This window comes from Mangrovibacter sp. MFB070, from assembly GCF_000705335.1.
Taxonomy (GTDB): domain Bacteria; phylum Pseudomonadota; class Gammaproteobacteria; order Enterobacterales; family Enterobacteriaceae; genus Mangrovibacter; species Mangrovibacter plantisponsor.
Window position 1 is genome coordinate 94,169 of sequence record NZ_JJMI01000022.1, and the last position, 25,735, is coordinate 119,903.

The 25,735-nt window shown below is 50.8% G+C and carries 19 protein-coding genes; 16 read left to right on the top strand and 3 right to left on the bottom strand.

The window, feature by feature from the left end; genetic code table 11:
• Positions 1 to 17: 17 nt before the first annotated feature.
• Both focA and ycaO read right to left on the bottom strand, forming a co-directional pair.
• Positions 18 to 875 (bottom strand): formate transporter FocA, encoded by an 858-nt coding sequence (focA, locus tag DT73_RS09775; RefSeq protein WP_036107749.1) that lies wholly within the window; start codon positions 873 to 875, stop codon positions 18 to 20.
• A gap of 393 nt (positions 876 to 1,268) precedes the next feature.
• Positions 1,269 to 3,038 carry a 30S ribosomal protein S12 methylthiotransferase accessory factor YcaO gene (gene ycaO, locus DT73_RS09780; protein ID WP_036108715.1) on the bottom strand — a complete coding sequence of 590 codons (1,770 nt, stop codon included), beginning with the start codon at positions 3,036 to 3,038 and terminating at the stop codon, positions 1,269 to 1,271.
• 319 nt (positions 3,039 to 3,357) lie between these two features.
• Here ycaO and serC point away from each other — a divergent pair, with 319 nt between their 5' ends.
• The 12 genes from serC (at position 3,358) to DT73_RS09840 (ending at position 17,427) form a co-directional block, all read left to right on the top strand.
• Positions 3,358 to 4,446 (top strand): 3-phosphoserine/phosphohydroxythreonine transaminase, encoded by a 1,089-nt coding sequence (gene serC, locus DT73_RS09785; protein WP_036107751.1) that lies wholly within the window; start codon positions 3,358 to 3,360, stop codon positions 4,444 to 4,446.
• A gap of 84 nt (positions 4,447 to 4,530) precedes the next feature.
• Positions 4,531 to 5,814 carry a 3-phosphoshikimate 1-carboxyvinyltransferase gene (aroA, locus tag DT73_RS09790; protein ID WP_036108716.1) on the top strand — a complete coding sequence of 428 codons (1,284 nt, stop codon included), beginning with the start codon at positions 4,531 to 4,533 and terminating at the stop codon, positions 5,812 to 5,814.
• A 162-nt stretch (positions 5,815 to 5,976) separates the two neighbouring features.
• Complete coding sequence (cmk, locus tag DT73_RS09795) at positions 5,977 to 6,660, top strand: (d)CMP kinase (RefSeq protein WP_036107754.1); 684 nt, start codon at positions 5,977 to 5,979, stop codon at positions 6,658 to 6,660.
• Positions 6,661 to 6,790: 130 nt separating this feature from the next.
• Positions 6,791 to 8,461, top strand: a complete 1,671-nt coding sequence (gene rpsA / locus DT73_RS09800) for a 30S ribosomal protein S1 (protein ID WP_036107757.1) — start codon at positions 6,791 to 6,793, stop codon at positions 8,459 to 8,461.
• Between the two features lie 87 nt (positions 8,462 to 8,548).
• On the top strand, positions 8,549 to 8,833 hold the full coding sequence (gene ihfB / locus DT73_RS09805; protein WP_036107772.1) for an integration host factor subunit beta: 285 nt from the start codon (positions 8,549 to 8,551) through the stop codon (positions 8,831 to 8,833).
• Positions 8,834 to 9,085: 252 nt separating this feature from the next.
• Entirely contained in the window at positions 9,086 to 11,356 is a 2,271-nt protein-coding gene (locus DT73_RS09810; protein ID WP_036107775.1) for a DNA internalization-related competence protein ComEC/Rec2, read from the top strand.
• A gap of 38 nt (positions 11,357 to 11,394) precedes the next feature.
• Positions 11,395 to 13,143, top strand: coding sequence for a lipid A ABC transporter ATP-binding protein/permease MsbA (gene msbA, locus DT73_RS09815; protein WP_036107778.1), 1,749 nt, complete (start codon positions 11,395 to 11,397; stop codon positions 13,141 to 13,143).
• Entirely contained in the window at positions 13,140 to 14,120 is a 981-nt protein-coding gene (gene lpxK / locus DT73_RS09820; RefSeq protein ID WP_036107781.1) for a tetraacyldisaccharide 4'-kinase, read from the top strand. The genes msbA and lpxK overlap by 4 nt, the downstream gene beginning before the upstream one ends.
• 35 nt (positions 14,121 to 14,155) lie before the next feature.
• On the top strand, positions 14,156 to 15,379 hold the full coding sequence (locus DT73_RS09825) for a winged helix-turn-helix domain-containing protein (protein ID WP_036107784.1): 1,224 nt from the start codon (positions 14,156 to 14,158) through the stop codon (positions 15,377 to 15,379).
• Between the two features lie 59 nt (positions 15,380 to 15,438).
• Entirely contained in the window at positions 15,439 to 15,621 is a 183-nt protein-coding gene (locus DT73_RS09830; protein ID WP_036107787.1) for a Trm112 family protein, read from the top strand.
• Positions 15,618 to 16,367, top strand: a complete 750-nt coding sequence (kdsB, locus tag DT73_RS09835; protein WP_036107792.1) for a 3-deoxy-manno-octulosonate cytidylyltransferase — start codon at positions 15,618 to 15,620, stop codon at positions 16,365 to 16,367. Before DT73_RS09830 ends, kdsB begins: the two co-directional genes overlap by 4 nt.
• A gap of 166 nt (positions 16,368 to 16,533) precedes the next feature.
• On the top strand, positions 16,534 to 17,427 hold the full coding sequence (locus DT73_RS09840; RefSeq protein WP_036108718.1) for a YcbJ family phosphotransferase: 894 nt from the start codon (positions 16,534 to 16,536) through the stop codon (positions 17,425 to 17,427).
• Here the strand turns inward: DT73_RS09840 and elyC are convergent.
• Positions 17,407 to 18,180, bottom strand: a complete 774-nt coding sequence (gene elyC / locus DT73_RS09845; RefSeq protein ID WP_036107795.1) for an envelope biogenesis factor ElyC — start codon at positions 18,178 to 18,180, stop codon at positions 17,407 to 17,409. The genes DT73_RS09840 and elyC overlap by 21 nt on opposite strands.
• Positions 18,181 to 18,311: 131 nt before the next feature.
• Here elyC and cmoM point away from each other — a divergent pair, with 131 nt between their 5' ends.
• The 4 genes from cmoM to mukB are packed head-to-tail and all read left to right on the top strand — an operon-like array spanning position 18,312 to position 25,568.
• Positions 18,312 to 19,091: a tRNA uridine 5-oxyacetic acid(34) methyltransferase CmoM gene (gene cmoM / locus DT73_RS09850; protein ID WP_036107797.1), complete on the top strand. Its 780-nt coding sequence runs from the start codon at positions 18,312 to 18,314 to the stop codon at positions 19,089 to 19,091.
• A gap of 3 nt (positions 19,092 to 19,094) precedes the next feature.
• Positions 19,095 to 20,417: a chromosome partition protein MukF gene (mukF, locus tag DT73_RS09855; RefSeq protein ID WP_036107800.1), complete on the top strand. Its 1,323-nt coding sequence runs from the start codon at positions 19,095 to 19,097 to the stop codon at positions 20,415 to 20,417.
• Positions 20,398 to 21,111: a chromosome partition protein MukE gene (gene mukE / locus DT73_RS09860; protein ID WP_072006933.1), complete on the top strand. Its 714-nt coding sequence runs from the start codon at positions 20,398 to 20,400 to the stop codon at positions 21,109 to 21,111. The genes mukF and mukE overlap by 20 nt, the downstream gene beginning before the upstream one ends.
• Positions 21,108 to 25,568: a chromosome partition protein MukB gene (mukB, locus tag DT73_RS09865; protein ID WP_036107803.1), complete on the top strand. Its 4,461-nt coding sequence runs from the start codon at positions 21,108 to 21,110 to the stop codon at positions 25,566 to 25,568. The genes mukE and mukB overlap by 4 nt, the downstream gene beginning before the upstream one ends.
• Positions 25,569 to 25,735: the final 167 nt, after the last annotated feature.

Consider the following 25,735-nt stretch of genomic DNA (forward strand, 5'->3'; position numbering starts at 1 on the left):
ACTGCTTAGCATTGACATTAATGCTTGTCGCCGCCACGCAGGTAAATTACCCAGTACGTCAATCCAACTAACAAGCCACCGCCAATAATGTTACCTATTGTTACCGGGATAAGATTATCAGTGATGAAATGCATCACAGTCAGATGAGGAAATTGTTCCGGAGTCAGGCCAACAGCAGACCAGAATTCCGGGCTGGCAAAGTTACGAACCACGATTCCCATCGGGATCATGAACATATTTGCAATACTGTGCTCGAAGCCACTTGCGACGAACATCGCTACCGGTAATACCATAATGAACGCTTTATCCATCAGGCTACGACCAGAATAGCTCATCCAAACAGCCAGACAGACCATCAGGTTTGCCAGGATGCCAAGGCAAACAGCCTCAACAAAAGTATGATGTAATTTATGGTCTGCGGTCTGGAGTACATTTAACCCCCAGGCACCATTAGCGGTCATGTATTCACCGGACAGCCACATCAGCAATACAAAGAGTAGTGCACCAACGAGGTTACCGACATAAACATTTAACCAGTTACGGGCCAGTTGACCCCAGGTGATGCGCCCGCTTGCCTTAGCAACAACAATTAACACGGTTGAAGTAAACAGATCCGCGCCGCAAATGACACACAGGATAAGCCCCAATGAGAAGCACACCCCGCCTATCAATTTTGCAACACCGAACGGCATACCTGCGGTGCCAGTGGTTGCGGTTATATAAAAGACAAACGCAATTGAGATAAAGACACCCGCAGTAATCGCTAAATAGAAAGTTGTTAGCGGATGTTTAGTTGCTTTATAAACACCTGCATCTTCGGCAACTTTTGCCATGGCAGGTGGAAGTAAAAGATCAAAAGGGTTGTCAGCTTTCACACTAACTCTCTCTTAATTAATTCGGCGAGATGATACTAACAAAGCATTATAGAGTAGAATTTGATATGGATCATAACCCGCCAGTGTAATAGACCCGAAAACCACATGGATTCTTGCGGAAAACGGCATAACGTTATGAATTCAATGATAAAAATTTTTTTTAAATTTTACAAATAGTTTTGAATTTTCTTTTAAAACCCCCTGGTCCGCGTTAAAGAATCTGCCATAAATAAGTCAGATTAGTTACATATTATTCTGTGAGAATATATTTTGGTTACTCAACATTAACCAATGCGCTACATATTAATAGGAATTAGCACAATAAAAAAGCGGGGCAAAAAAGTTGCCCCGTAATATAGCCTTTCGTTATCGCTGCGCCTACAGGCAAAAGCATTATTTATCCTGCTCACTCCACCAGCGCTGTTTAGCTTTTTGTAGCTTTTGGTAGGCTGCCAGTAATGACTGGTGTGCGGGCAAGGCTTCCAGGTCTTTATCTATCACAGGAAGGCCGTAGAAGGCTGATTCACCTGATAGTGCCGCCTGAGCATGAGCCAGTGCTTCTGCACCGTACATGCGAGTAAACGCGGACTGATATTGTGCCGGGTCACGCTCTTCTTCATGTGCAAGCAACAATAATGTCTGCAGGCAACGGTAGTAGTTAGCGCGCTCTGCGCTGAATATGGATGCGTTGAATTCCATTGTCCATTCAGTCCAGATTAACGCCTGCTCCAAAGACCCACCGGCCAGTGCCAGCATCGCTTTCAGCTCACCAATACGCAGGGTATACCAGCCATTTTTATTGCCAGTCGCCAGGCCTAACAACTCACGCACACGGGTGAAATCATCCAGACCCTCGTCGTCAAGTTGCTCAATCAGTGCCAGATATTCTTCCGGTTGCAGCCTGCTGCCAGGCAACGACATGATAGTTTCCCGTAAATGGCTGCCCATATTGTTGTTCGCCAGCCACAAATCTTCAGCCGGGTAGATATCAGACATCCCCGGAACCAAAATACGGCATCCATAAACCCCAAGGTGTTCATAATCGGCGATGTAGACTTCCTTGCCTTCAGTCTGGAATATAGCCATCAGCGTGGCGAATTCTTCGTCGGTGGTGCCTTTAAATGACCAGTCGACGAACGGGTAATCAGCATCATCTTTAAACAGATCCCAGGAGATCAAACCGCTGGAATCGATGAAGTGTGTTTCCAGGTTGGCGTGCTCACCCACTTCTTCATCATCAAATGTTGGCGGGGTGAAGACATCGAGATCTTTCAGGCTGCGGCCCTGGAGTAATTCAGTAACGGTACGTTCCAGTGCTACACCAAAGTCTGGGTGCGCACCGAATGAAGCAAAACAGGTGCCATTGGCCGGGTTAAACAGCACCACACAGATGACCGGGTATTTTCCACCCAGAGAGCCGTCATATGCAAAGATAGGGAAACCTTCCGCTTCCAGTTTGGCAATGGCTTCCACCACGCCCGGGTAGCGAGCCATTACCTCATCAGGGATAGCTGGCAGGCTAATAGACTCGGCAATGATACGGTTTTTAATATGGCGCTCAAATACTTCAGATAAACCCTGAACACGCGCTTCATACCGGGTGTTGCCTGCTGACATCCCATTAGAAACATACAGGTTGCCAACAATGTTCATTGGGATATAAATCGTCTGGTCGTCGGACTGACGGGTAAAAGGCAGAGCGCAGATTCCCCGGTCGCCATTACCGGATTGCAAGTCAACCAACTGGCTGGCAGTCAGTGCCTGATCCGGATCATAAAAGGCACGCAGGTGTGTATCGAGGATCCCTTCAGGTAATTCATCATCATCCGGCAGAGGAAACCACTTTTCGTTGGGATAATGAACGAAAGGCCCATTAGCGATGGTGTCGCCTAACCAAAAGTCAGCGAAAAAGTAGTTGGTGGAAAGGCGTTCAAAATATTCCCCCAGCGCAGAAGCGAGAGCCGCCTTGCGGGTTGCACCTTTCCCATTGGTAAAACACAGTGCACAGTCTTTGTCGCGAATATGCACAGACCAGACATGAGGAACAGGATTAAGCCATGAGGCTTCTTCAATATTGAACCCCAGATCGGTCAATTTTTGCTGGAAGCGGGAGATAGAGTCTTCCAGGGCGGCATCTTTGCCGGGAATATAAGTTTGAGTCATGGTGTCCACTTTGTTCGTACGAAAAGGGCGCAATGATACGTTTTTTCCTTTTCCTGTGCTACGGATATGCCACAGCGCAAGGAAATCATCTTGAGTATGAACACAAAAAGTTTACTCATCTATAACATGCTGATTGCGTCACGGGTGTGACAAATAAAAAGATAAAATTATCAGTCATACAGTATTTTCCCGAGTAATCTGCCGACCAGTGCTGGTCTGATGTTATCTGGCCTGCTGGAATAACCATTGCAGCATTGCCACGTGAGTGATAAAACCGGAGTCACAGGAAAAAACGATTGCTTTTATGTGGTGAGGGGAAATGACTCAGGTCTATAACTTTAGTTCTGGCCCGGCAATGTTGCCGGTAGATGTACTTCGTCATGCACAACAAGAATTGTGCGACTGGCAAGGGCTCGGCACGTCAGTAATGGAAGTCAGCCATCGTGGTAAACCATTTATTCAGGTGGCTGAAGAAGCAGAGAAGGATTTTCGCGACTTGTTGCAAATCCCCTCCAACTATAAGGTTCTCTTCTGTCACGGCGGTGGTCGTGGCCAGTTTGCAGGCGTACCGCTGAACATTCTGGGTGATAAATCCACTGCGGATTACGTCGATGGCGGTTACTGGGCCAGTAGCGCAGTAAAAGAAGCCAAAAAATACCTCACCCCCAATGTGATTGATGCGAAAGTCACTGTTGATGGCAAACGTGCGATTATCCCAATGCGTGACTGGCAATTGTCCGACAACGCGGCCTATCTGCACTATTGCCCAAATGAAACTATCGATGGTATTGCCATTGATGAAACGCCTGATTTTGGTCCGGATGTTGTGGTTGCAGCGGATTTCTCTTCAACCATTTTGTCTCGTCCTATTGATGTCAGCCGTTATGGCGTTATCTATGCCGGTGCGCAGAAAAATATCGGCCCGGCAGGCCTGACTCTGGTCGTCGTGCGTGAAGACTTGCTGGGTAAAGCCAGTAAAGCCTGCCCGTCTATTCTGGACTATTCCGTTCTGAACGAGAATGACTCCATGTTTAATACACCGCCTACTTTCGCCTGGTACCTTGCAGGCCTGGTCTTCAAATGGCTGAAAGAGCAGGGTGGCGTGGCTGCAATGGATAAAGCGAATCAGCAGAAGTCTGACTTACTCTACGGTGTGATTGATAACAGCGATTTCTACCGCAACGATGTCGCTGCTTCAAACCGTTCTCGTATGAATATTCCGTTCCAACTGGCGGACAGCAAACTGGATGCTTTGTTCCTTGAAGAATCCTTCGCAGCCGGGCTGCATGCGTTGAAAGGCCACCGTGTAGTGGGGGGCATGCGCGCTTCTATTTACAATGCAATGCCACTGGCTGGCGTACAGGCACTGACTGATTTTATGGTGGATTTTGAACGCCGCCACGGTTAATCATCGTGTTTAATTCCTTGCCCCGTACCGCCTGGTGCGGGGTTTCTGCTTATTTTGTTTTTTGTTGAGAGCTTTACCTCCATGCTGGAATCCCTGACGTTACAACCCATCGCCCGGGTAGACGGAACCATTAACCTGCCAGGTTCTAAAAGTGTCTCTAACCGTGCATTGTTGCTGGCTGCACTGGCGCAAGGCACCACGGCGCTGGCAAACCTGTTGGACAGCGATGATGTACGCCATATGCTCAATGCGCTTAGCGCACTGGGTGTGCAATATAAGTTGTCTGCTGACCGTACCCATTGTGAAGTGACTGGTTTGGGTGGCCCACTGAAATCCGCCGATGCTCTCGAACTTTTTCTGGGAAATGCGGGTACAGCAATGCGCCCATTAGCGGCAGCATTGTGCCTTGGCAACAATGACATTGTGCTGACAGGCGAACCACGCATGAAAGAGCGCCCGATTGGGCACCTGGTCGATGCCCTGCGCCAGGGCGGAGCCAAAATTTCCTACCTTGAGCAGGAAAATTACCCACCGCTGCATATTCAGGGTGGTTTTTCTGGGGGCCAGGTGGAAGTGGATGGCAGCGTTTCCAGCCAGTTCCTTACTGCGTTATTGATGACTGCTCCGCTGGCCGCTCAGGACACCGTCATTACTATTAAGGGTGAACTGGTTTCTAAGCCTTACATTGATATCACGCTGAACCTGATGCAGACTTTTGGTGTGATGGTCGAAAACCAGCAATATCAAACATTTGTTATTCGTGGCGGGCAAACTTACCAGTCTCCGGGTAAATACCTGGTCGAAGGGGATGCATCTTCGGCATCTTATTTCCTTGCTGCTGCTGCCATTAAAGGTGGAACTGTTAAAGTTACCGGTATTGGCCGCAACAGTGTTCAGGGGGATATCCGGTTTGCAGATGTGCTGGAAAAAATGGGGGCTGAAATAACCTGGGGCGATGATTTTATTGCCTGTACCCGTCGTGAACTCCATGCCATCGATATGGACATGAACCATATTCCCGATGCCGCGATGACGATTGCGACCGCCGCGTTATTTGCGCAGGGTACCACCACACTGCGCAATATTTACAACTGGCGTGTGAAGGAAACTGATCGCCTTACGGCTATGGCTACAGAATTACGTAAAGTAGGTGCTGAAGTGGAAGAAGGGCATGATTTTATTTCAATCACCCCACCAGCCCAACTGACCTTTGCGGAAATTGGGACATACAATGACCACCGTATGGCAATGTGTTTCTCACTGGTTGCGTTGTCTGATACGCCAGTGACTATCCTTGACCCCAAATGTACGGCGAAAACCTTCCCTGATTACTTCGAACGCCTGGCCAGTATCAGCGAATTAGCCTGATAATAATATGTGCCGCCAAAGTGGTGGCACATACTTCTTCTGGCTGGCCCATTCTCAAAAAAACGCGTTATTTTCTCCTGAGGGTAACAGTCTGCGGCGATGCGGCGTATAATGCGCGGCGTTTATGCTAACGGCCTGTCACTCGTTACGAAGGAGAATACTATGACGCCACACGTTCCCGTAATTACCATCGATGGCCCAAGTGGCGCGGGTAAAGGAACTCTGTGTAAAGCGATGGCTGAAGCATTGCAATGGCATTTACTGGATTCCGGTGCGATTTACCGTGTCCTCGCACTGGCCGCGTTACATCATCATGTCGATACTTCCAGTGAAGAAGCGCTGGTTCCGCTGGCTGCGCATCTGGATGTTCGCTTTTTGTCTGTCAACGGCAACCTTGAAGTGGTGCTGGAAGGCGAAGATGTCAGTGGTGAAATCCGTACTCAGGAAGTTGCCAGTGCGGCCTCTCAGGTTGCTGCGTTTCCCCGCGTGCGCGAAGCATTATTGCGCCGCCAGCGTGCATTTCGTGAAGCGCCAGGCCTGATTGCGGATGGCCGGGACATGGGAACAGTGGTATTTCCTGACGCACCTGTTAAAATTTTCCTTGATGCTTCGTCGGAAGAACGTGCTTTGCGCCGTATGCGGCAGTTGCAGGATAAAGGGTTTAGTGTTAACTTTGAACGCCTTTTGGCCGAGATAAAAGAACGCGATGACCGTGATCGCAACCGGCCTGTCGCGCCTTTGGTACCCGCTCAGGATGCATTATTACTGGATTCAACCCAGATGAGCATCGAGCAAGTGATTGAAAAGGCGCTGGAATATGCACGTGAAAAACTGGGGAGTATGTAAACTTCCTGTTTTTGCACAAGCATCAGAATTGTAGTACCTGCGGCAATGGAGTGTTCGCGGGCATGTTAAACAACCCCATCCGGCACGGAGCCAGGTGGACGTTAAATAGAAGATCCTGAAGATTATCAACATGACTGAATCTTTTGCTCAACTCTTTGAAGAGTCCCTGAAAGAAATCGAAACCCGCCCGGGTTCCATCGTTCGTGGCGTTGTTGTTGCTATCGACAAAGACGTAGTACTGGTTGACGCCGGTCTGAAATCTGAGTCTGCCATTCCGGCTGAGCAGTTCAAAAATGCCCAGGGCGAACTTGAAATCCAGGTTGGTGACGAAGTCGACGTTGCTCTGGATGCAGTAGAAGACGGCTTCGGCGAAACCCAACTGTCTCGTGAAAAAGCAAAACGTCACGAAGCATGGCTGATGCTGGAAAAAGCATACGAAGAAGCTGCCACTGTTACTGGTGTTATCAATGGCAAAGTCAAGGGCGGCTTCACTGTTGAGCTGAACGGCATTCGTGCGTTCCTGCCAGGTTCACTGGTTGACGTACGTCCTGTTCGCGACACTCTGCACCTCGAAGGCAAAGAGCTTGAATTCAAAGTGATCAAGCTGGATCAGAAACGCAACAACGTTGTTGTTTCTCGTCGTGCCGTTATCGAATCTGAAAACAGCGCTGAACGTGATCAACTGCTGGAAAACCTGCAGGAAGGCATGGAAGTTAAAGGTATCGTTAAGAACCTCACTGACTACGGTGCATTCGTTGATCTGGGCGGTGTAGATGGTCTGCTGCACATCACTGATATGGCATGGAAACGCGTTAAGCATCCGAGCGAAATCGTGAATGTTGGCGATGAAATCACTGTTAAAGTTCTGAAATTCGACCGTGAACGTACCCGTGTATCTCTGGGTCTGAAACAACTGGGCGAAGATCCGTGGGTTGCTATCGCTAAACGTTATCCGGAAGGTACTAAACTGACCGGTCGTGTAACCAACCTGACTGATTACGGCTGCTTCGTAGAAATCGAAGAAGGCGTTGAAGGCTTGGTACACGTTTCTGAAATGGACTGGACTAACAAAAACATCCATCCGTCTAAAGTTGTTAACGTTGGTGATGTTGTTGAAGTTATGGTTCTGGATATCGATGAAGAACGTCGTCGTATCTCCCTGGGCCTGAAACAGTGCAAAGCTAACCCGTGGCAGCAGTTCGCAGAAACCCACAACAAAGGCGATCGCGTTGAAGGTAAAATCAAGTCTATCACTGACTTTGGTATCTTCATCGGCCTGGACGGTGGCATCGACGGTCTGGTTCACCTGTCTGACATCTCCTGGAACGTTGCAGGCGAAGAAGCTGTACGTGAGTACAAAAAAGGTGACGAAATCGCCGCTGTTGTTCTGCAGGTTGACGCAGAACGTGAACGCATCTCCCTGGGTGTGAAACAACTGGCTGAAGATCCGTTCAACAACTACGTTGCTGTGAACAAGAAAGGCGCTATCGTGACTGGTAAAGTCACTGCAGTTGACGCAAAAGGTGCTACAGTTGAATTAGCTGATGGCGTAGAAGGCTATCTGCGTGCTTCTGAAGCTTCCCGTGACCGCGTTGAAGATGCTACTCTGGTTCTGAACGTTGGTGATGACGTTGAAGCGAAGTTCACTGGTGTTGACCGCAAAAACCGCGTAGTAAGCCTGTCTGTTCGTGCGAAAGACGAAGCTGACGAGAAAGATGCAATTGCTTCTGTTAACAAACAAGAAGACGGCAACTTCTCTAACGCAATGGCTGAAGCGTTTAAAGCAGCTAAAGGCGAGTAATCGACCTTTCTGCTTAATCAGGGCGGCTTCGGCCGCCCTTGTTCAATGTAGCTGTAAACATTTTTCCTGATGGAAACCGGAGGAAACATGACCAAGTCAGAATTGATAGAAAGACTTGCCGGCCAGCAATCTCATATTCCAGCCAAGGCTGTAGAAGATGCGGTTAAAGAAATGCTGGAACATATGGCTTCTACCCTCGCGCAGGGGGAGCGTATTGAAATCCGGGGGTTTGGCAGCTTCTCATTGCATTACCGCGCACCACGCACCGGGCGTAATCCTAAAACTGGCGATAAAGTGGATCTGGAAGGAAAATATGTTCCCCACTTCAAACCAGGCAAAGAGCTACGTGACCGCGCCAATATTTATGGCTGATTTGCCTTACAGGCTTAATTAGTTCGCACAGGCGGCACCTCAGGGTGCCGTTTGTTTTATCTGTTTGTTACCGCCATTGGTTCTGCCCGGCGTTGAGCCTGGGTTCTTCATGCTGTTTCTGCAGCGTGCCTCGCACCAAATCCCCCCTGTTACTGCAAGCACGAGTTTTTCCGGAAAGCGCCCCCAGGAAATTGCGACTGGCACTGGGTTTTTCTGCCAGCAGCGGCAAACTGGCAGCACAAGGAGAACATTGTGCTGCAACTACCCAAACTCAGTTTCTGGATCCTGGCAGGTATAAGCCCACTACTTTGGTTACCTGTCATCCCACCACTCTGGTTTGCTCTCATACTGATTTGCGCCGGTGGGTGGGTGCTTTGCCGCACTCGCCATATGGTGTGGCGTTATTGCGCCTGTGGTGCTTTGGCATTGAGTTGGGCGCTGGTTCATGCGCAATCTGCGTTAATTACCATGGCCGAAATGAGTGGGAAGCGGGAGAGTATGGTGGTCCAAATTACCAGCACACAAGGAGAACGCCATCACGGTAAAATAGTGCAGTGGAGGGGCAAAAAAAGGCAGTTTCCACCAGGCGTTATACTGTATGGCAAGTTACCTGAGTCACAACCTTGCTCCGGCCAGCTTTGGCAAGTCAGCAGCACATTAAGAGCTGTGCATGGGCAATATAATGCGGGTGGTTACTCCCGGCAACGGGCTGCAATGGCAAGTGGATTTGTGTTATCGGGCCGAATGGCAGACGTTCAGCTTATCAAAGCCTCTTGTTCACGGCGCGCAACGTTAATTCGCCGTGTAGAGCAACAGACTGCGCATTTAGCGTGGGGTGCTGTCATTCACGCACTGGCTTTTGGCGAGCGCGGAAACATGCAGGCAGGTGTCAGGCAAATATTGCGTGAGACTGGAACCGCACATCTGATGGCGATATCGGGGTTACATATTGCACAGGCGGGGGGTGCTGGCTGGTTGTTGGCGCGGCTAATTCAGTTTTTCTTGCCAGCCCACTGGATTCGCCCGTCTTTTCCCATTATTGCCAGTATCGCTTGTGCAGCAGGGTATACCTGGTTGAGTGGCGGCAACCCGCCCGCTGTACGCAGCCTTATTGCTCTGGGCACCTGGGGGGTAATTCGCTTATACCAGCGCCAGTGGGGCGCATGGGATGTTCTGGTGGTGTGTCTTGCCTGTGTCGTGTTATTCGACCCACTCACACTGCTTTCCGACAGTTTCTGGCTATCAGCCTTTGCTGTCAGTGCACTTATTTTTTGGTGCCAGTGGTTACCTTTCTACGGGGTAAAAAAATACCGGGCAGCGCATTTTTGTGCTGCTCTGGTTCACCTGCAACTTGGGGCATGCCTGCTGTTATTGCCACTACAGGTTCCCTTATTCCACGGGATATCATTCACTTCGCTTCCTGCTAATCTTATTGCTGTACCCATGGTGACATTTCTGGTTGTCCCACTGATTTTTCTTGGAGTTCTGGCTGATATTGTGCTGGCAAATAGTGTGCTGGCTCCAGGTTTGATATGGCAATGTGTGGATACATTGCTGGCTGCATTGTTCTGGGTATTGGCCGGGCTGCCAAAAGGCTGGTTACCCGTGGACTGGCGGATGAGCACAATGTCCTTTCTGCCCTGGTGCATGCTGGTCATTATGCGATTTCACTGGTTACGAACTTCCCCGTTTACCTGTGCTGCGCTGGTCGCGGTGTTATGCGCGCCCTGGTGGTTGCGTCACCACCATAATGGCTGGCGGGTACATATGCTGGATATCGGCCACGGGCTGGCAATGGTTATTGAGCGTAACGGCTATGCTTTTCTGTATGACACGGGTAACCGGTGGGAAGGGGGGAATACCGGGCAGCAGGTCATTTTACCCTGGCTTGCCTGGCATAACCTGGTACCAGAGGGTGTGGTTATCAGCCATGAGCATACGGACCATAATGGCGGGCTGGCGTCAATTCAGGCGCAATGGCCGGGGATAACCCAATGGCATAACACCCCGAGGGCCGGGGGGCGCCATTGTTATCAGGGCAAACAATGGCAATGGCAGGGGCTGTCTTTTGATGTTGTCTGGCCCCCATTACAATATCAGGGAAGCGAGAATAACCGCTCATGTGTTGTTCTTGTGAGTGATGGTATTCATCGGGTGTTGCTAACGGGAGACCTTGAGCTGCCAGCTGAGTTATTGCTGACCAAACACCCGGCGTCCATGAAAGCTGATGTCGTGCAGGTGCCACACCATGGCAGCAAAAGCTCTTCCGGGATACGTTTTGTCGGGCGGGCTGAAGGCTCTGTGGCACTGGCGTCAGTTGCACGTTATAACCCATGGAATATGCCATCTCCTGCGGTTATTGAACGTTACCAGCAGCATAGCTACCAGTGGTACGACACCGCTTTGCATGGCCAGGTTAGTGTGAGCTTCTCATCAACAGGCTGGCGGATTTCTGCGCATCGGGCCCGCTTTTTCACCCCCTGGTATCAACGCTGGTTTGGCGTGAGGCCAGATAACAGGTAGAATATGCGGCTATTTCAACAAGTGCTGGTTAATATTGAATGCATATCGATAAAGATCTCTCCACCTTACAGACCTTCCGGCGGCTTTGGCCGATTATTGCTCCGTTCAAATTAGGTCTGATTGTGGCGGGTGTTGCGTTGGTGGCCAACGCGGCCAGCGATACTTTCATGTTATCGCTACTGAAACCACTGCTGGACGATGGTTTTGGTAAGACAGACCGTTCCGTGTTGATGTGGATGCCGCTGGTGGTCATTGGCCTGATGCTGCTTCGTGGCATCAGCAGTTATGTGTCCAGTTATTGTATTTCATGGGTTTCCGGTAAAGTGGTAATGAACATGCGCCGTCGTCTGTTCAACCATATGATGGGGATGCCCGTTTCCTTTTTTGATAAACAATCTACGGGCACATTGTTGTCGCGCATTACTTATGATTCGGAGCAGGTTGCTTCTTCATCATCCAGCGCGCTTATTACAGTGGTTCGTGAAGGGGCCTCCATTATTGGCCTGTTTATCATGATGTTTTACTACAGCTGGCAGTTATCCCTGATCCTTATTGTGCTGGCCCCTATTGTCTCCATGGCTATTCGTGTCGTCTCTAAGCGCTTTCGCAGTATCAGTAAAAGCATGCAGAACACTATGGGGCAGGTCACGACCAGCGCGGAGCAGATGCTGAAAGGGCATAAAGAAGTGCTGATCTTTGGTGGGCAACAGGTTGAACGCGAACGGTTTAATAAAGTCAGTAACCGTATGCGCCAGCAAGGGATGAAAATGGTTTCAGCTTCGTCCATTTCAGACCCGTTGATTCAGCTAATCGCTTCCCTTGCTCTGGCATTCGTTCTGTATGCGGCGAGTTTCCCAAGTGTTATGCAAAACCTGACCGCCGGGACTATCACCGTTGTGTTCTCTTCAATGATTGCACTGATGCGTCCGCTGAAATCCCTGACAAACGTGAACTCGCAGTTCCAGCGTGGGATGGCAGCCTGCCAGACACTGTTTACCATTCTGGACAGTGAGCAGGAAAAAGACGACGGCACTAAAGTGATTGAGCGCTCAACAGGTGATATTGAATTCCGCAATGTGACCTTTACTTATCCAGGTCGTGATGTGCCTGCTTTGCGTGATATCAGCCTGACTATTCCATCTGGGAAAACGGTTGCACTGGTGGGGCGTTCTGGCTCTGGTAAGTCCACTATCGCCAGTTTAATCACACGCTTTTACGATATCGATGACGGGCAAATCATAATCGACGGGAACGACATCCGTGAATATACCCTGGCATCATTGCGTGACCAGGTTGCGCTGGTTTCGCAGAATGTACATTTATTCAACGATACCATCGCCAATAATATTGCCTATGCCCGTTCCGGGCAGTACACCCGTGAAGATATCGAACAGGCTGCAGAAATGGCTTACGCGATGGATTTCATCAATAAGATGGACAACGGGCTGGATACGGTGATTGGCGAGAATGGCGTGTTACTCTCTGGTGGTCAGCGTCAGCGTATTGCTATTGCCAGGGCGTTGCTGCGCAATAGCCCAATACTGATTCTGGATGAAGCCACCTCTGCACTGGACACTGAATCTGAGCGGGCTATCCAGTCTGCACTGGATGAACTGCAGAAAAACCGTACCTCGCTGGTGATAGCACATCGCTTGTCTACTATTGAACAGGCAGATGAAATTATTGTGGTAGAAGACGGGCGCATTGTAGAACGCGGTGCACACCGTGTCCTGATCGAAAAAGCGGGTGTTTATGCTCAACTTCACCGGATGCAATTTGGCGAATGATTTCCCGTATCTGGTCTGGTGAATCACCACTCTGGCGGTTGTTGTTGCCACTATCCTGGCTATATGGGCTGGTAAGCTATTGTATCCGGCTCAGTTACCGCATTGGGCTGCGCAAAGTCTGGAAGGCCCCAGTACCTGTTGTAGTGGTGGGTAACCTGACTGCCGGGGGAAACGGTAAAACCCCGGTAGTGATATGGCTGGTGGAGCAATTGCAGCAACAGGGGATTTGTGTTGGCGTGGTGTCCCGGGGGTATGGTGGTAAATCTGCCCATTATCCTCTGCTTGTCGGCCCGGAGACTGCAACAGCACAGGCGGGTGATGAACCGGTTCTGATTTATCAGCGCACCGGAGCGCCGGTTGCAGTAGCGCCACAGCGCAGTGAGGCAGTTAAATCTCTATTGGCCCGAAATCCGTCAGTCCAGGTTGTTGTGACCGATGACGGCCTGCAACATTATGCGCTGGGGCGCGATAAAGAGATTGTGGTTGTCGACGGTGTGCGCCGCTTTGGCAATGGCTGGTGGCTGCCCGCAGGCCCGATGCGCGAACGCTCTTCCCGCCTGAAAACAGTGGATGCCGTTATTGTTAATGGTGGCCAGCCAAAGCCCGGGGAAATTGCCATGCAACTCGCTCCGGGTTTAGCTGTTAACCTGGTTACCGGAGAAGAAACGCCGGTAGCCACACTGGAAGATTTAGTGGCAATGGCCGGGATTGGTCACCCACCTCGCTTTTTTACCACACTTGAACAGCAGGGGGCGGAACTGGTAAAACGTGTTTCACTCCCGGATCACCAGGCGCTTAACCGTGAGCAGGTCGAAAGTTTACAGGGTAGCCACCAGCATCTGATCATGACTGAAAAAGATGCCGTGAAATGCCGTCATTTTGCCCAGGGCAATTGGTGGTATTTGCCGGTGGATGCGCAAATGCACGGACCTGGTGCTGGCAAACTTCTGCAGGAGATAATTAAACTGGCATCCTGAAGGTAGTCGCCATCTTCTGACTAATAAGGAGCGATATGTCTCATGTCTGTCTTTCCCGTAAAGCAGCCCGCAATTTGCACCTTGCCGCTCAAGGGCTGCTGAAAAAGCCACGTAAGCGTGCAGTTCCAGCTGATATTCTCACAACCATTCGCCAAATGGCCTTGCTCCAGATAGATACGATTAATATTGTTGCCCGCAGTCCGTGGATTGTGCTGTTCAGCAGGTTAGGGAGTTTCCCATTCCCCTGGCTTGAGGAGTCACTGTCCCGCGGTGAGTTGATTGAATACTGGGCACATGAGGCCTGTTTCCTGCCGAAAGAAGACTTTGCACTGATACGTCACCGGATGCTTAACCCACATAAGATGGGCTGTAAGTATTCCGCAGAGTGGATGGCAACCCATGAGCAGGAGATTGCTGAGCTACTGGCGTGGATGGCTGAAAATGGTCCCGTCCGTGCTGCTGATTTTGCTCACCCCAGGCCCGGGCAAAGCGGGTGGTGGGAGTGGAAACCACACAAGCGGCACCTGGAAGGTTTATTCACTGCCGGGAAAGTGATGGTGGCGTCACGCCATAATTTCCAGCGGGTCTATAACCTGACACACAGAATCATGCCCGGGTGGGATGATGCGCAACATGGCTTAACCCAAAGTGAAGCCGAAAGTGTGATGCTGTCACGTAGTGCCCGGTGTCTCGGTATTTTTAAACCGGCCTGGCTTGCCGATTACTACCGGCTTAAAAATATTCAGGCAAACACAGTAACAGACCGCTGGCTGGGTGAGCAGGCGGTTACGCAAGTTGAAGTGGAAGACCTCGGAACCATGTGGCTTGATAACAGCCTGCTGCCCCTGTTGCCTCAGGCTGAACAGGATACCCTTAATGCCACTCACTCAACGGTATTATCTCCATTTGACCCGGTAGTGTGGGACCGGCGTCGGGCCTCACAGTTATTCCAGTTTGAATACCGGCTTGAGTGCTATACACCTGCACCAAAAAGACAGTACGGTTATTTCGTACTGCCTGTCTTGCACCGTGGGCAGATTGTCGGGCGCATGGATGCCAAAATGCACCGCAAAACTGGCGTGCTGGAAGTGATGGCTCTGTGGCTGGAAGAGGGGGTTCGCAGTAGCCAGCACCTGGAACAGGGTGTCTGGCAGGCATTGGTTGATTTTGCCAATTGGCAAGGAGCGACACAGATAACTCTTGGCCAGGTGCCGCCAGCGCTTGCCAGCCTTAAAACGCGGAACATGCAAACCAACTAACCTTCAAAGCCAATTATGGTATGCTGAGCGTAATTTTTCGGATCCATGACGGAGGAAATATGGATCACCGTTTGCTTGAAATCATTGCCTGCCCGGTTTGCCAGGGCAAACTCTATTTTAATCAGGAAAAGCATACCCTTATTTGTAAAGTGGATGGCCTGGTTTTCCCAATTGATGAAGGTATCCCTGTCTTGCTCGAAACAGCAGCGCATCCGTTGGAAAATGATGAGGCGGGTGTATGAGTTTTGTCGTGATTATCCCTGCGCGTTATGCTTCCAGCCGTTTGCCTGGCAAGCCGCTGGTTGATATTGCGGGCAAACCTATGGTGGTAAGGGTGCTGGAGCAGGCGCGGTTATCAGGTGCTGAACGGGTTATTGTTGCGACTGATCACGCGGATGTTGCCGCAGCTGTACAGGCGGCTGGTGGTGAAGTTTGCATGACCCGTGTTGATCACCACTCCGGAACTGAACGTCTGGCTGAAGTCATCGAGAAATGCGCATTTGCTGATGATACCGTTATTGTCAATGTGCAGGGCGATGAACCGCTGATCCCACCAGTGATTATCCGCCAGGTTGCGGATAACCTGGCCGCCAGTGGTGTAGGTATGGCGACACTCGCGGTACCTGTTGATTCAGCAGAGGAAGCCTTTAATCCCAATGCAGTGAAAGTGGTGATGGATGCCAAAGGGCATGCGCTCTATTTCTCTCGCGCGACGATTCCCTGGGATCGTGACCGTTTTGCTCAGTCTAAGGAGAGCATTGGCGACAGCTTTTTACGCCATATCGGTATTTATGCCTACCGTGCCGGGTTTATTCGCCGCTATGTAACCTGGGAACCATCGCAACTGGAAAATATCGAAATGCTCGAGCAACTACGGGTGCTGTGGTATGGCGAGAAAATTCATGTTGCGGTTGCTAAAGAAGTACCGGGAACGGGTGTTGATACACCAAAAGATTTAGAACATGTGCGGGCTGTATTCCGCCAGTGATTATTTCGTGGCGGTATTCGCCGCCACGCCACAATATAAATTCCCTATGCAATACAATCCTTTCAAATTTTCCCCTCTTTTCTGCGCGTAAATTGATCTGGAAAAGTGACATCCCTGTTTGTGGCGCTCATTATTACTACAGTGGTTTTTCAATGGGCAAGTCAATATGCAGCAATTACGTGCAGAATTAAGCCATCTGTTAGGTGAACGGTTAAGTCGCATTGAATGTATCAGTGAAAAGCCAGATACCGCTCTGTGGTCACTTTACGACAGCTCTGGCAATGCCTTGCCGTTGCTGGCGAAAAGTTACAGCTCGCCGGGGATGGCTGCGCAGATGGCAAGTAAAATCTCTTTGTTAGCCCGCACAGGTACGGTTCGCATGCCTGTGGTTTACGGTATCATTTCTCACGAAGAACAACCTGGCCCGGATGTTCTCCTGATGGAGCGGTTAAGGGGAATGCCAGTTGAAGCGCCTACCCGCACACCAGAGCGCTGGGCGCAGTTAAAAGACCAAATTGTTGAAGGACTACTGGCGTGGCACCGGCAGGACAGCCGGGGTTGTGTCGGTACGGTAGATAACACCCAGGAAAACCACTGGCCTTCCTGGTATCGCCAGCGTATTGAAGTGCTATGGAGCACACTGAATCAGTTTACCAATACCGGCCTGAGTATGCAGGACAAAGCAATTCTACTGCGCACCAAAGAAAATTTACCCGGGCTGTTTGCTGGCTTTACTGATAACTGTGTGCTGGTGCATGGCAATTTCACGTTGCGCAGTATGCTGAAAGATTCAAGAACGGACCAGCTACTGGCGATTCTTAATCCTGGCATCATGCTGTGGGCACCGCGTGAGTTTGAGTTATTCCGCCTCAATGAATCCGGGCTGTCGGAAAGTTTATTCTGGCATTACCAGCAAAAGGCCCCGGTGGACGAGGCCTTTCTGTGGCGCCGCTGGTTGTATGTTCTGTGGGATGAAGTCAGCCAGTTACTCAGCACTGGCCGTATGAACCGGGTAGCTTTTGATAAAGCCCGTAAAGAACTATTGCCCTGGGTGACCTGAAAACTTAAGCCATTGCCAGATGCGGCCTAAACTTTCATAGGCGGCACGATCGCTGTGCATCAACCATAATGGCGATGGAATGATTTTCTCCCACGGGTTCAGGTCTGCGCTGATAGCCATTTGGTTAGCTGGTGCGGGTTGTGGATTGAGCCCTTGCTGGTGAAAGAAAATCACGGCTCGTGGCAGGTGTGATGCCGAGCTTATCAAAATAAAAGGCTGTTGGCCGATAGCCTTTTTCACTGCCGCCGCTTCCTCTTGAGTATCTTTCGGTTGGCCCAGCGTCATAATATGGCTGCGTGGCACACCCAGGCTTTGGGCAACACGAGCGCCTGCTTCTGCTGTGCTCACCGGGTTTCCTTGCGCGGGCGCTCCGGTAAATATCAGCGTCGCCTGTGGGTTTTTTAACCACAACCTGACTCCTTCAGTTACCCTTGGCAGGCTGTTATTAATCAGATTCGAACTGGGTGCCCACTTCGGGTCCCAGGTATAACCCCCACCAAGCACCACAATGTACTGGACGTTTACCGGGCCTTGCCACGTCGGCCAGGTGGTTTCCAGAGGGCGCAATAACCGGTCTGCTACTGGTTGCAGGCTCAGTAACAATAACCCTGCCCAACCCACAGTCATGATGACCTTTCCTGCTTTTTGCCAACGGGTGAACCACAGCAAAATGAGTGACAGTGCCATTAAGCAAAGAACCAGCGGCAGGGGTAACAACATGCCGCCAATGAATTTTTTAAGGGTAAAAAGCATTATTCTGCATCCTTTTTGACCATATAACCGTTGATCAGGAATGATCTTACACCAGAGAGCTTCAATATCCTTGTAGCTGTGACAAAATAAGGGTTTTGCCATTTGCCCGTTTACCGGGAGGAAGTGAGTTCGTGTCAGATCGTAACTTCGATGACATCGCGGAGAAATTCTCACGCAACATCTACGGCACCAGTAAAGGCCGCTTGCGGCAGGCGATTCTTTGGCAGGATCTGGACTGCATTCTGCAAGGATTTGGCACGCGCAAATTGCGCATACTGGACGCGGGCGGTGGATTAGGGCAAACAGCCTGTAAACTGGCAGCAATGGGCCATGAAGTGCTGTTGTGCGACCTTTCCGGTGAAATGATTAGCCGGGCTCAGGCACTTGCTCTGGAGCAAGGTGTGAGCGGTAACATGCATTTTGTACAATCCGCGGTGCAACAGGTGCGCGAACATTTGGATTCCCCGGTTGATCTGATATTGTTTCATGCTGTTCTTGAATGGATAGATGAACCCGAACAGGTTCTGGCGAAACTGTGGGAATGCCTGGCTCCTGGCGGGGTGCTTTCGCTGATGTTTTATAACGCTAATGGTTTACTGATGCATAACATGGTCGCTGGTAATTTTGCCTATGTGGCGGCGGGTATGCCAAAACGTAAAAAGCGCACACTTTCGCCGGATCACCCATTAAAGCCAGAGAACGTTTACCTCTGGCTGGAGCAAATTGGCTGGAGAATTACCCGTAAAACCGGTGTGCGGGTATTTCATGATTACTTGCGGGAAAAACACCAGCAGCAAGACTGTTTTGAAGAACTGCTGGAGCTGGAAACTCGCTTTTGTCGTCAGGAGCCCTGGGTGAGCCTTGGGCGGTATATTCATGTGACGGCACAAAAGCTAGAAAGCCAAGGATAAACTATGAGTGAATTTTCCCAGACAGTACCTGAACTGGTTGCCTGGGCCAGAAAGAATGACTTTTCAATTTCACTGCCTGTCGACAGGCTGGCTTTTTTGCTGGCTGTCGCCACACTCAATGGCGAGCGGCTGGAAGGAGAAATGAGTGAAGGTGAGCTGGTTGATGCGTTTCGTTATGTGAGCGAAGCTTTTGAGCAGGCCAGTGAAACCGTCGTCATGCGCGCAAACAATGCCATTAATGATATGGTCCGCCAGCGCTTAATCAACCGCTTTACCAGCGAGCAGGCAGAAGGCAATGCCATCTACCGCCTGACGCCCCTGGGGATAGGCATTACCGATTATTATATCCGCCAGCGTGAGTTTTCTACGTTGCGGTTGTCTATGCAATTGTCCATTGTTGCCGGGGAGCTCAAACGTGCGGCTGATGCTGCAGATGAAGGTGGCGACGAGTTCCACTGGCACCGTAATGTGTTTGCGCCACTGAAATACTCTGTGGCGGAAATTTTCGACAGCATTGATTTAACCCAGCGCATTATGGATGAGCAACAACAGCAGGTGAAAGATGACATCGCTCAGTTGCTGAACAAGGACTGGCGCGCAGCAATTTCCAGTTGTGAGCTGCTGTTGTCTGAAACATCCGGTACGTTACGGGAATTGCAGGATACGCTGGAAGCTGCGGGCGATAAACTACAGGCGAATTTGCTGCAGATCCAGGATGCCATTCTTGGGCAGGATGACCTGGGTTTTATCGAACGCTTAATCTTCGATTTACAGAGCAAGCTGGACCGTATCGTCAGCTGGGGTCAACAGGCGATTGATTTATGGATAGGCTATGACCGTCATATCCATAAATTTATTCGTACAGCTATCGATATGGATAAAAACCGGGTGTTTGCCCAGCGTTTGCGCCAGTCGGTACAAAATTACTTCGATGCACCCTGGGCGCTGACTTACGCCAACGCAGACCGTTTATTCGATATGCGTGATGAGGAGATGTCCTTGCGGGATGACGAGGTCATGGGGGAATTACCCGTTGACCTTGAGTTTGAAGAGTTTAATGAAATACGTGAGCAACTGGCCGCGATGATTGAGCAGTCCCTGCAGGTCTACAAAACCAGAAATCTTCCACTGGATCTCGGCGTGGTGATGCGTGAATATTTGGCGCAATATCCGCGGGCGCGGCATTTTGATGTCGCCCGTATCGTGGTCGACCAGGCTGTACGGCTGGGTATAGCAGAAGCGGATTTCACTGGGCTTCCCGCTCAGTGGCAACTTATTAATGATTACGGAGCCAGGGTACAGGCGCATGTCATCAACAAATATTGAACAAACAATGCCGGTAAAACTGGCGCAGGCGATTGCCAACCCACTGTTCCCGGCCCTTGACAGCCAATTACGTTCTGGCCGTCATATTGGTCTTGATGAACTGGATAATCACGCCTTTTTAATGGATTTTCAGGAAGAACTTGAACTGTTCTACATTCGTTATAACGTAGAGCTTATTCGTGCCCCTGAAGGTTTCTTTTATCTCCGCCCCCGGTCAACAACCCTTATACCTCGCTCCGTGCTTTCCGAGCTGGACATGATGGTAGGGAAAATCCTCTGTTACCTTTATTTGAGCCCGGAGCGCCTGGCGAATGAAGGGATTTTTACCCAACAGGAACTGTACGACGAGCTTCTGTCACTGGCAGATGAAAGCAAATTACTGAAGCTGGTGAACAACCGTTCTACCGGCTCCGACCTGGATCGCCAGAAGCTGCAGGAAAAAGTGCGCTCCTCGCTCAACCGCCTGAGAAGGCTGGGAATGATTTGGTTCCTCGGCCATGACAGCAGCAAATTCCGTATATCTGAGTCTGTTTTCCGCTTTGGTGCCGATGTCCGTGCCGGCGATGATGCGCGCGAAGCACAATTGCGCATGATTCGCGACGGAGAGGCTATGCCAGTAGAGCAGAGCCTGCAGCTTAATGATGAACAGGAAGACAATAATAATCAGGATACAGCGGAGGATGAACAGGAATGATTGAACGCGGGAAGTTTCGTTCGCTAACACTGATTAACTGGAATGGTTTCTTTGCCAGAACCTTTGACCTGGATGAGCTGGTTACTACGCTTTCTGGGGGGAACGGTGCCGGGAAATCAACCACGATGGCAGCTTTTGTCACGGCGCTTATCCCTGACCTGACACTGCTGCATTTTCGTAATACAACCGAAGCTGGTGCGACATCAGGTTCTCGTGATAAAGGCCTGCACGGTAAACTCAAAGCTGGCGTCTGCTACTCCTTTCTGGATGTTGTCAACTCGCGTCATCAGCGTGTGCTGGTGGGGGTACGTTTGCAGCAGGTTGCCGGGCGCGATCGCAAAGTTGACATCAAACCTTTTGCCATTCAGGGCCTGCCAATGGCCGTTCAGCCAACTCAACTGGTGACTGAGGCGCTTAATGCCCGCCAGGCCAGGGTGCTGACTTTGCAGGAACTGAAAGAAAAAACCGAAGCCATGGAAGGGGTGCAGTTCAGGCAATTCAGCTCCATTACCGATTACCATGCACTCATGTTTGACTTGGGCGTTGTGGCGCGCCGCCTGCGCTCTGCCTCTGACCGTAGCAAATATTATCGCCTGATTGAGGCCTCACTCTACGGTGGGATCTCCAGCGCTATTACTCGTTCATTGCGTGATTACCTGTTGCCGGAAAACAGCGGGGTACGTAAAGCATTTCAGGATATGGAAGCCGCTTTGCGCGAAAACCGTATGACGCTGGAAGCTATTCGGGTAACGCAGTCTGACCGTGATTTGTTTAAGCACTTAATTTCCGAAGCGACAGATTACGTGGCTGCGGATTATATGCGCCATGCCAATGAGCGTCGCATTCACCTTGACCAGGCTTTAGCCACACGCCAGGAGTTATTCACCAGCCGTAAACAACTGGCAACCGAGCAGTATCGTCATGTAGAAATGGCACGTGAACTGGCAGAGCAGGCAGGGGCTGAAGGGGATCTGGAAGCAGATTACCAGGCGGCAAGTGATCACCTGAATCTGGTGCAGACCGCATTACGCCAGCAAGAGAAAATTGAGCGTTATGAGGCAGATCTCGAAGAGCTGCAAATTCGCCTGGAAGAACAAAACGAGGTGGTGGCCGAAGCTCAGGATCTGCATGAGGAGCACGAAGCGCGGGCCGAAGCAGCAGAGCTGGAGGTGGATGAACTCAAAAACCAGCTGGCCGATTACCAGCAAGCGCTTGATGTTCAGCAAACTCGTGCTTTGCAGTATCAACAGGCGTTGCAGGCCCTGAACCGTGCCCGTGAACTGTGCAGTCTGCCTGATTTAACCGTCGACAGCGCGGATGAATGGCTTGATACCTTCCAGGCTAAAGAGCAGGAAGGAACTGAAACGCTGCTCTCTCTGGAGCAGAAAATGCGCGTTTCACAAACGGCGCATGCGCAGTTTGAAGAAGCCTGGAAACTGGTTTGTGCTATTAGCGGGCCGGTGAGCCGTAGTGATGCCTGGCAGGTTGCCCGTGATTTATTGCGTGACGCTGCAGACCAGCGCCACCAGGCCGAGCAAGTTCCGGCACTGCGTATGCGGTTGTCTGAACTGGAACAGCGCCTGCGTGAACAGCAGGATGCTGAACGCCTGCTGGCAGAATTCAGCCGCCAGCAAGGGCGAGAGGTGTTACCGGAAGAACTGGAAACCTGGCAGGAAGAATTCGAAGCCAAAATTGCCAGTTTGTCTGAGCGTGTATCTCAGGCCAGTGAAGAGCGTTCTTCTCTGCGCCAGGAGCATGAACAACTCCAGCAGAAAATCCAGTTATTGACGCAGCGAGCGCCAGTGTGGCTCGCCGCACAAAGCAGCCTGAACCAGTTATCCGAACAAAGCGGGGAAGAATTTACTTCCGGCCAGGAGATAACTGAGCACCTTCAGCAACTGCTGGAACGTGAACGGGAAAACATCGTTGAACGTGATTCTGTTTCCGCTCGCAAACAGGCAGTAGATGACGAAATCGAACGTCTGAGCCAGCCAGGTGGTGCTGAAGACGCGCGCCTTAATGCTCTGGCTGAGCGTTTTGGCGGCGTATTGCTTTCAGAGATTTATGATGATGTAGGGCTGGACGACGCCCCTTACTTCTCTGCGCTTTACGGGCCTTCCCGTCATGCCATTGTGGTACCAGAATTATCGCGGGTACGTGAATATCTGGATGGCCTTGAAGACTGCCCGGAAGATTTGTACCTGATTGAAGGTGACCCACAGTCATTTGACGACAGCGTCTTCAGTGTCGAAGAGCTGGAAAAAGCGGTGGTGGTGAAAATTGCCGACCGCCAGTGGCGCTATTCTCGCTTTCCTTCTGTGCCGTTGTTTGGCCGCGCTGCACGTGAAAGCCGTATTGAAAGTCTGCATGCGGAACGTGAAGAACTGGCCGAAAAATTCGCCACACTCTCTTTTGATGTGCAGAAAACGCAGCGCCTGCATCAGGCATTCAGCCGGTTTATCGGCCAGCATTTATCGGTTGCGTTTGATGACGACCCGGAAGCCGCTATTCGCCAGTTGAATACGCGCCGCAGCGAAATTGAACGCACCCTGTCGCAGCATGAGAGTGACAACCAGCAGCAAAAAAACCAGTATGAACAGGCGCGCGAAGGTGTCGCACTGCTTAACCGCTTGTTACCCCGGGCTAACCTGTTAGGTGATGAAACCCTCGCTGACCGTGTTGAAGAGATTCAGGCGCAAGTTGACGAAGCACAGGAGGCCGCCCGCTATTTACAGCAACATGGCAGCCAACTGGCACGCCTGGAACCTGTTGCCAGCGTACTGCAAAGTGACCCTGAACAATTTGAGCAACTGAAGAGCGACTACGAGAACGCCAAACGCACTCAAACAGAAGCACGCCAGCAAGCCTTTGCTCTGGCAGAGGTGGTGCAACGTCGGGCTCACTTTAGTTACTCTGATGCCGTTGAAATCCTCAGTGGCAATTCCGACTTAAATGAAAAATTGCGCCAGCGCCTCGAGCAGGCAGAATCTGAACGCAGCCGTAGCCGTGAAGCGTTACGCAGCCATGGCGCACAGCTTAATCAGTACCACCAGGTTCTGGCGTCACTGAAAAGTTCATGGGAAACCAAAAATGAACTGCTGAGTGATCTCCATAAAGAACTTCAGGACATCGGTGTCAGGGCAGATGCCGGTGCAGAAGAGCGTGCCCGAACTCGCCGTGATGAATTGCATAACCAGTTGTCTGGCAACCGTTCACGCCGTAATCAGTTGGAAAAACAACTGACTTTCTGTGAAGCCGAAATGGATAACCTGACCCGGGCGTTACGCCGCCTGGAGCGCAGTTACCATGAGATTCGTGAACAGGTCGTGACTGCGAAAGCAGGCTGGTGTGCGGTGATGCGCTTGGTGAAAGAAAACGGTGTTGAACGCCGGTTACATCGTCGTGAACTGGCTTATTTGAGTGGTGACGAATTGCGTTCAATGTCGGATAAAGCACTGGGGGCATTGCGCCAGGCGGTAGCCGATAACGAACACCTGCGGGATGTGTTGCGCCTGTCAGAAGATCCGAAGCGCCCGGAACGCAAGATCCAGTTCTTTGTGGCGGTGTACCAGCACCTGCGTGAGCGTATCCGTCAGGATATTATTCGCACTGATGACCCGGTCGAAGCCATTGAACAAATGGAAATTGAGCTGAGCAGGCTGACAGAGGAACTGACCTCCCGTGAGCAGAAACTGGCAATCAGTTCTCGTAGTGTGGCTAACATTATTCGCAAGACGATTCAGCGTGAGCAGAACCGTATTCGTATGCTTAACCAGGGGCTGCAGAGTGTCTCTTTCGGTCAGGTTAACAGCGTTCGGCTTAATGTGAATATCCGTGAAGCACATGCCACACTGCTGGATGTGCTTTCCGAGCAGCATGAGCAACACCAGGATCTGTTTAACAGCCAGCGCCTGACCTTCTCTGAAGCTCTGGCAAAACTCTATCAGCGCCTTAACCCGCAAATAGACATGGGGCAACGCACACCGCAAACCATTGGTGAAGAGTTGCTGGATTACCGTAACTATCTCGATATGGAAGTGGAAGTTAACCGTGGCTCTGACGGCTGGCTGCGTGCGGAAAGTGGTGCACTGTCAACGGGTGAAGCAATTGGTACCGGGATGTCCATCCTTGTGATGGTGGTTCAGAGCTGGGAAGATGAGTCACGCCGCCTGCGTGGGAAAGATATTTCACCTTGCCGGTTGTTGTTCCTTGATGAAGCAGCACGTCTGGATGCGAAGTCAATTGCGACTCTGTTTGAATTGTGTGAACGCCTTGAAATGCAGCTTATTATTGCTGCACCGGAAAATATCAGCCCGGAAAAAGGCACCACCTATAAACTGATGCGTAAAGTGACTGCTCAGGGCGAACATGTGCATGTGGTTGGGCTGCGCGGTTTTGCTCCGCCATTACCGGAAGCCAGCCAGGATGCAGCTCCGGCAGCATCCGATGCCTCCTGATTAAATACCAAACAAACAACGGGCTGCGGCCCGTTTTTTGTTTCATATGCAGAACACCAGTACGGTATATCTGCCGACTGATATATTTTTGATTTATCTTAATGCATTAAAAAACGCTGCTATTAGGGCTCTGTTTAACTATCTTTACAAATCAGGGCGACAAGCCG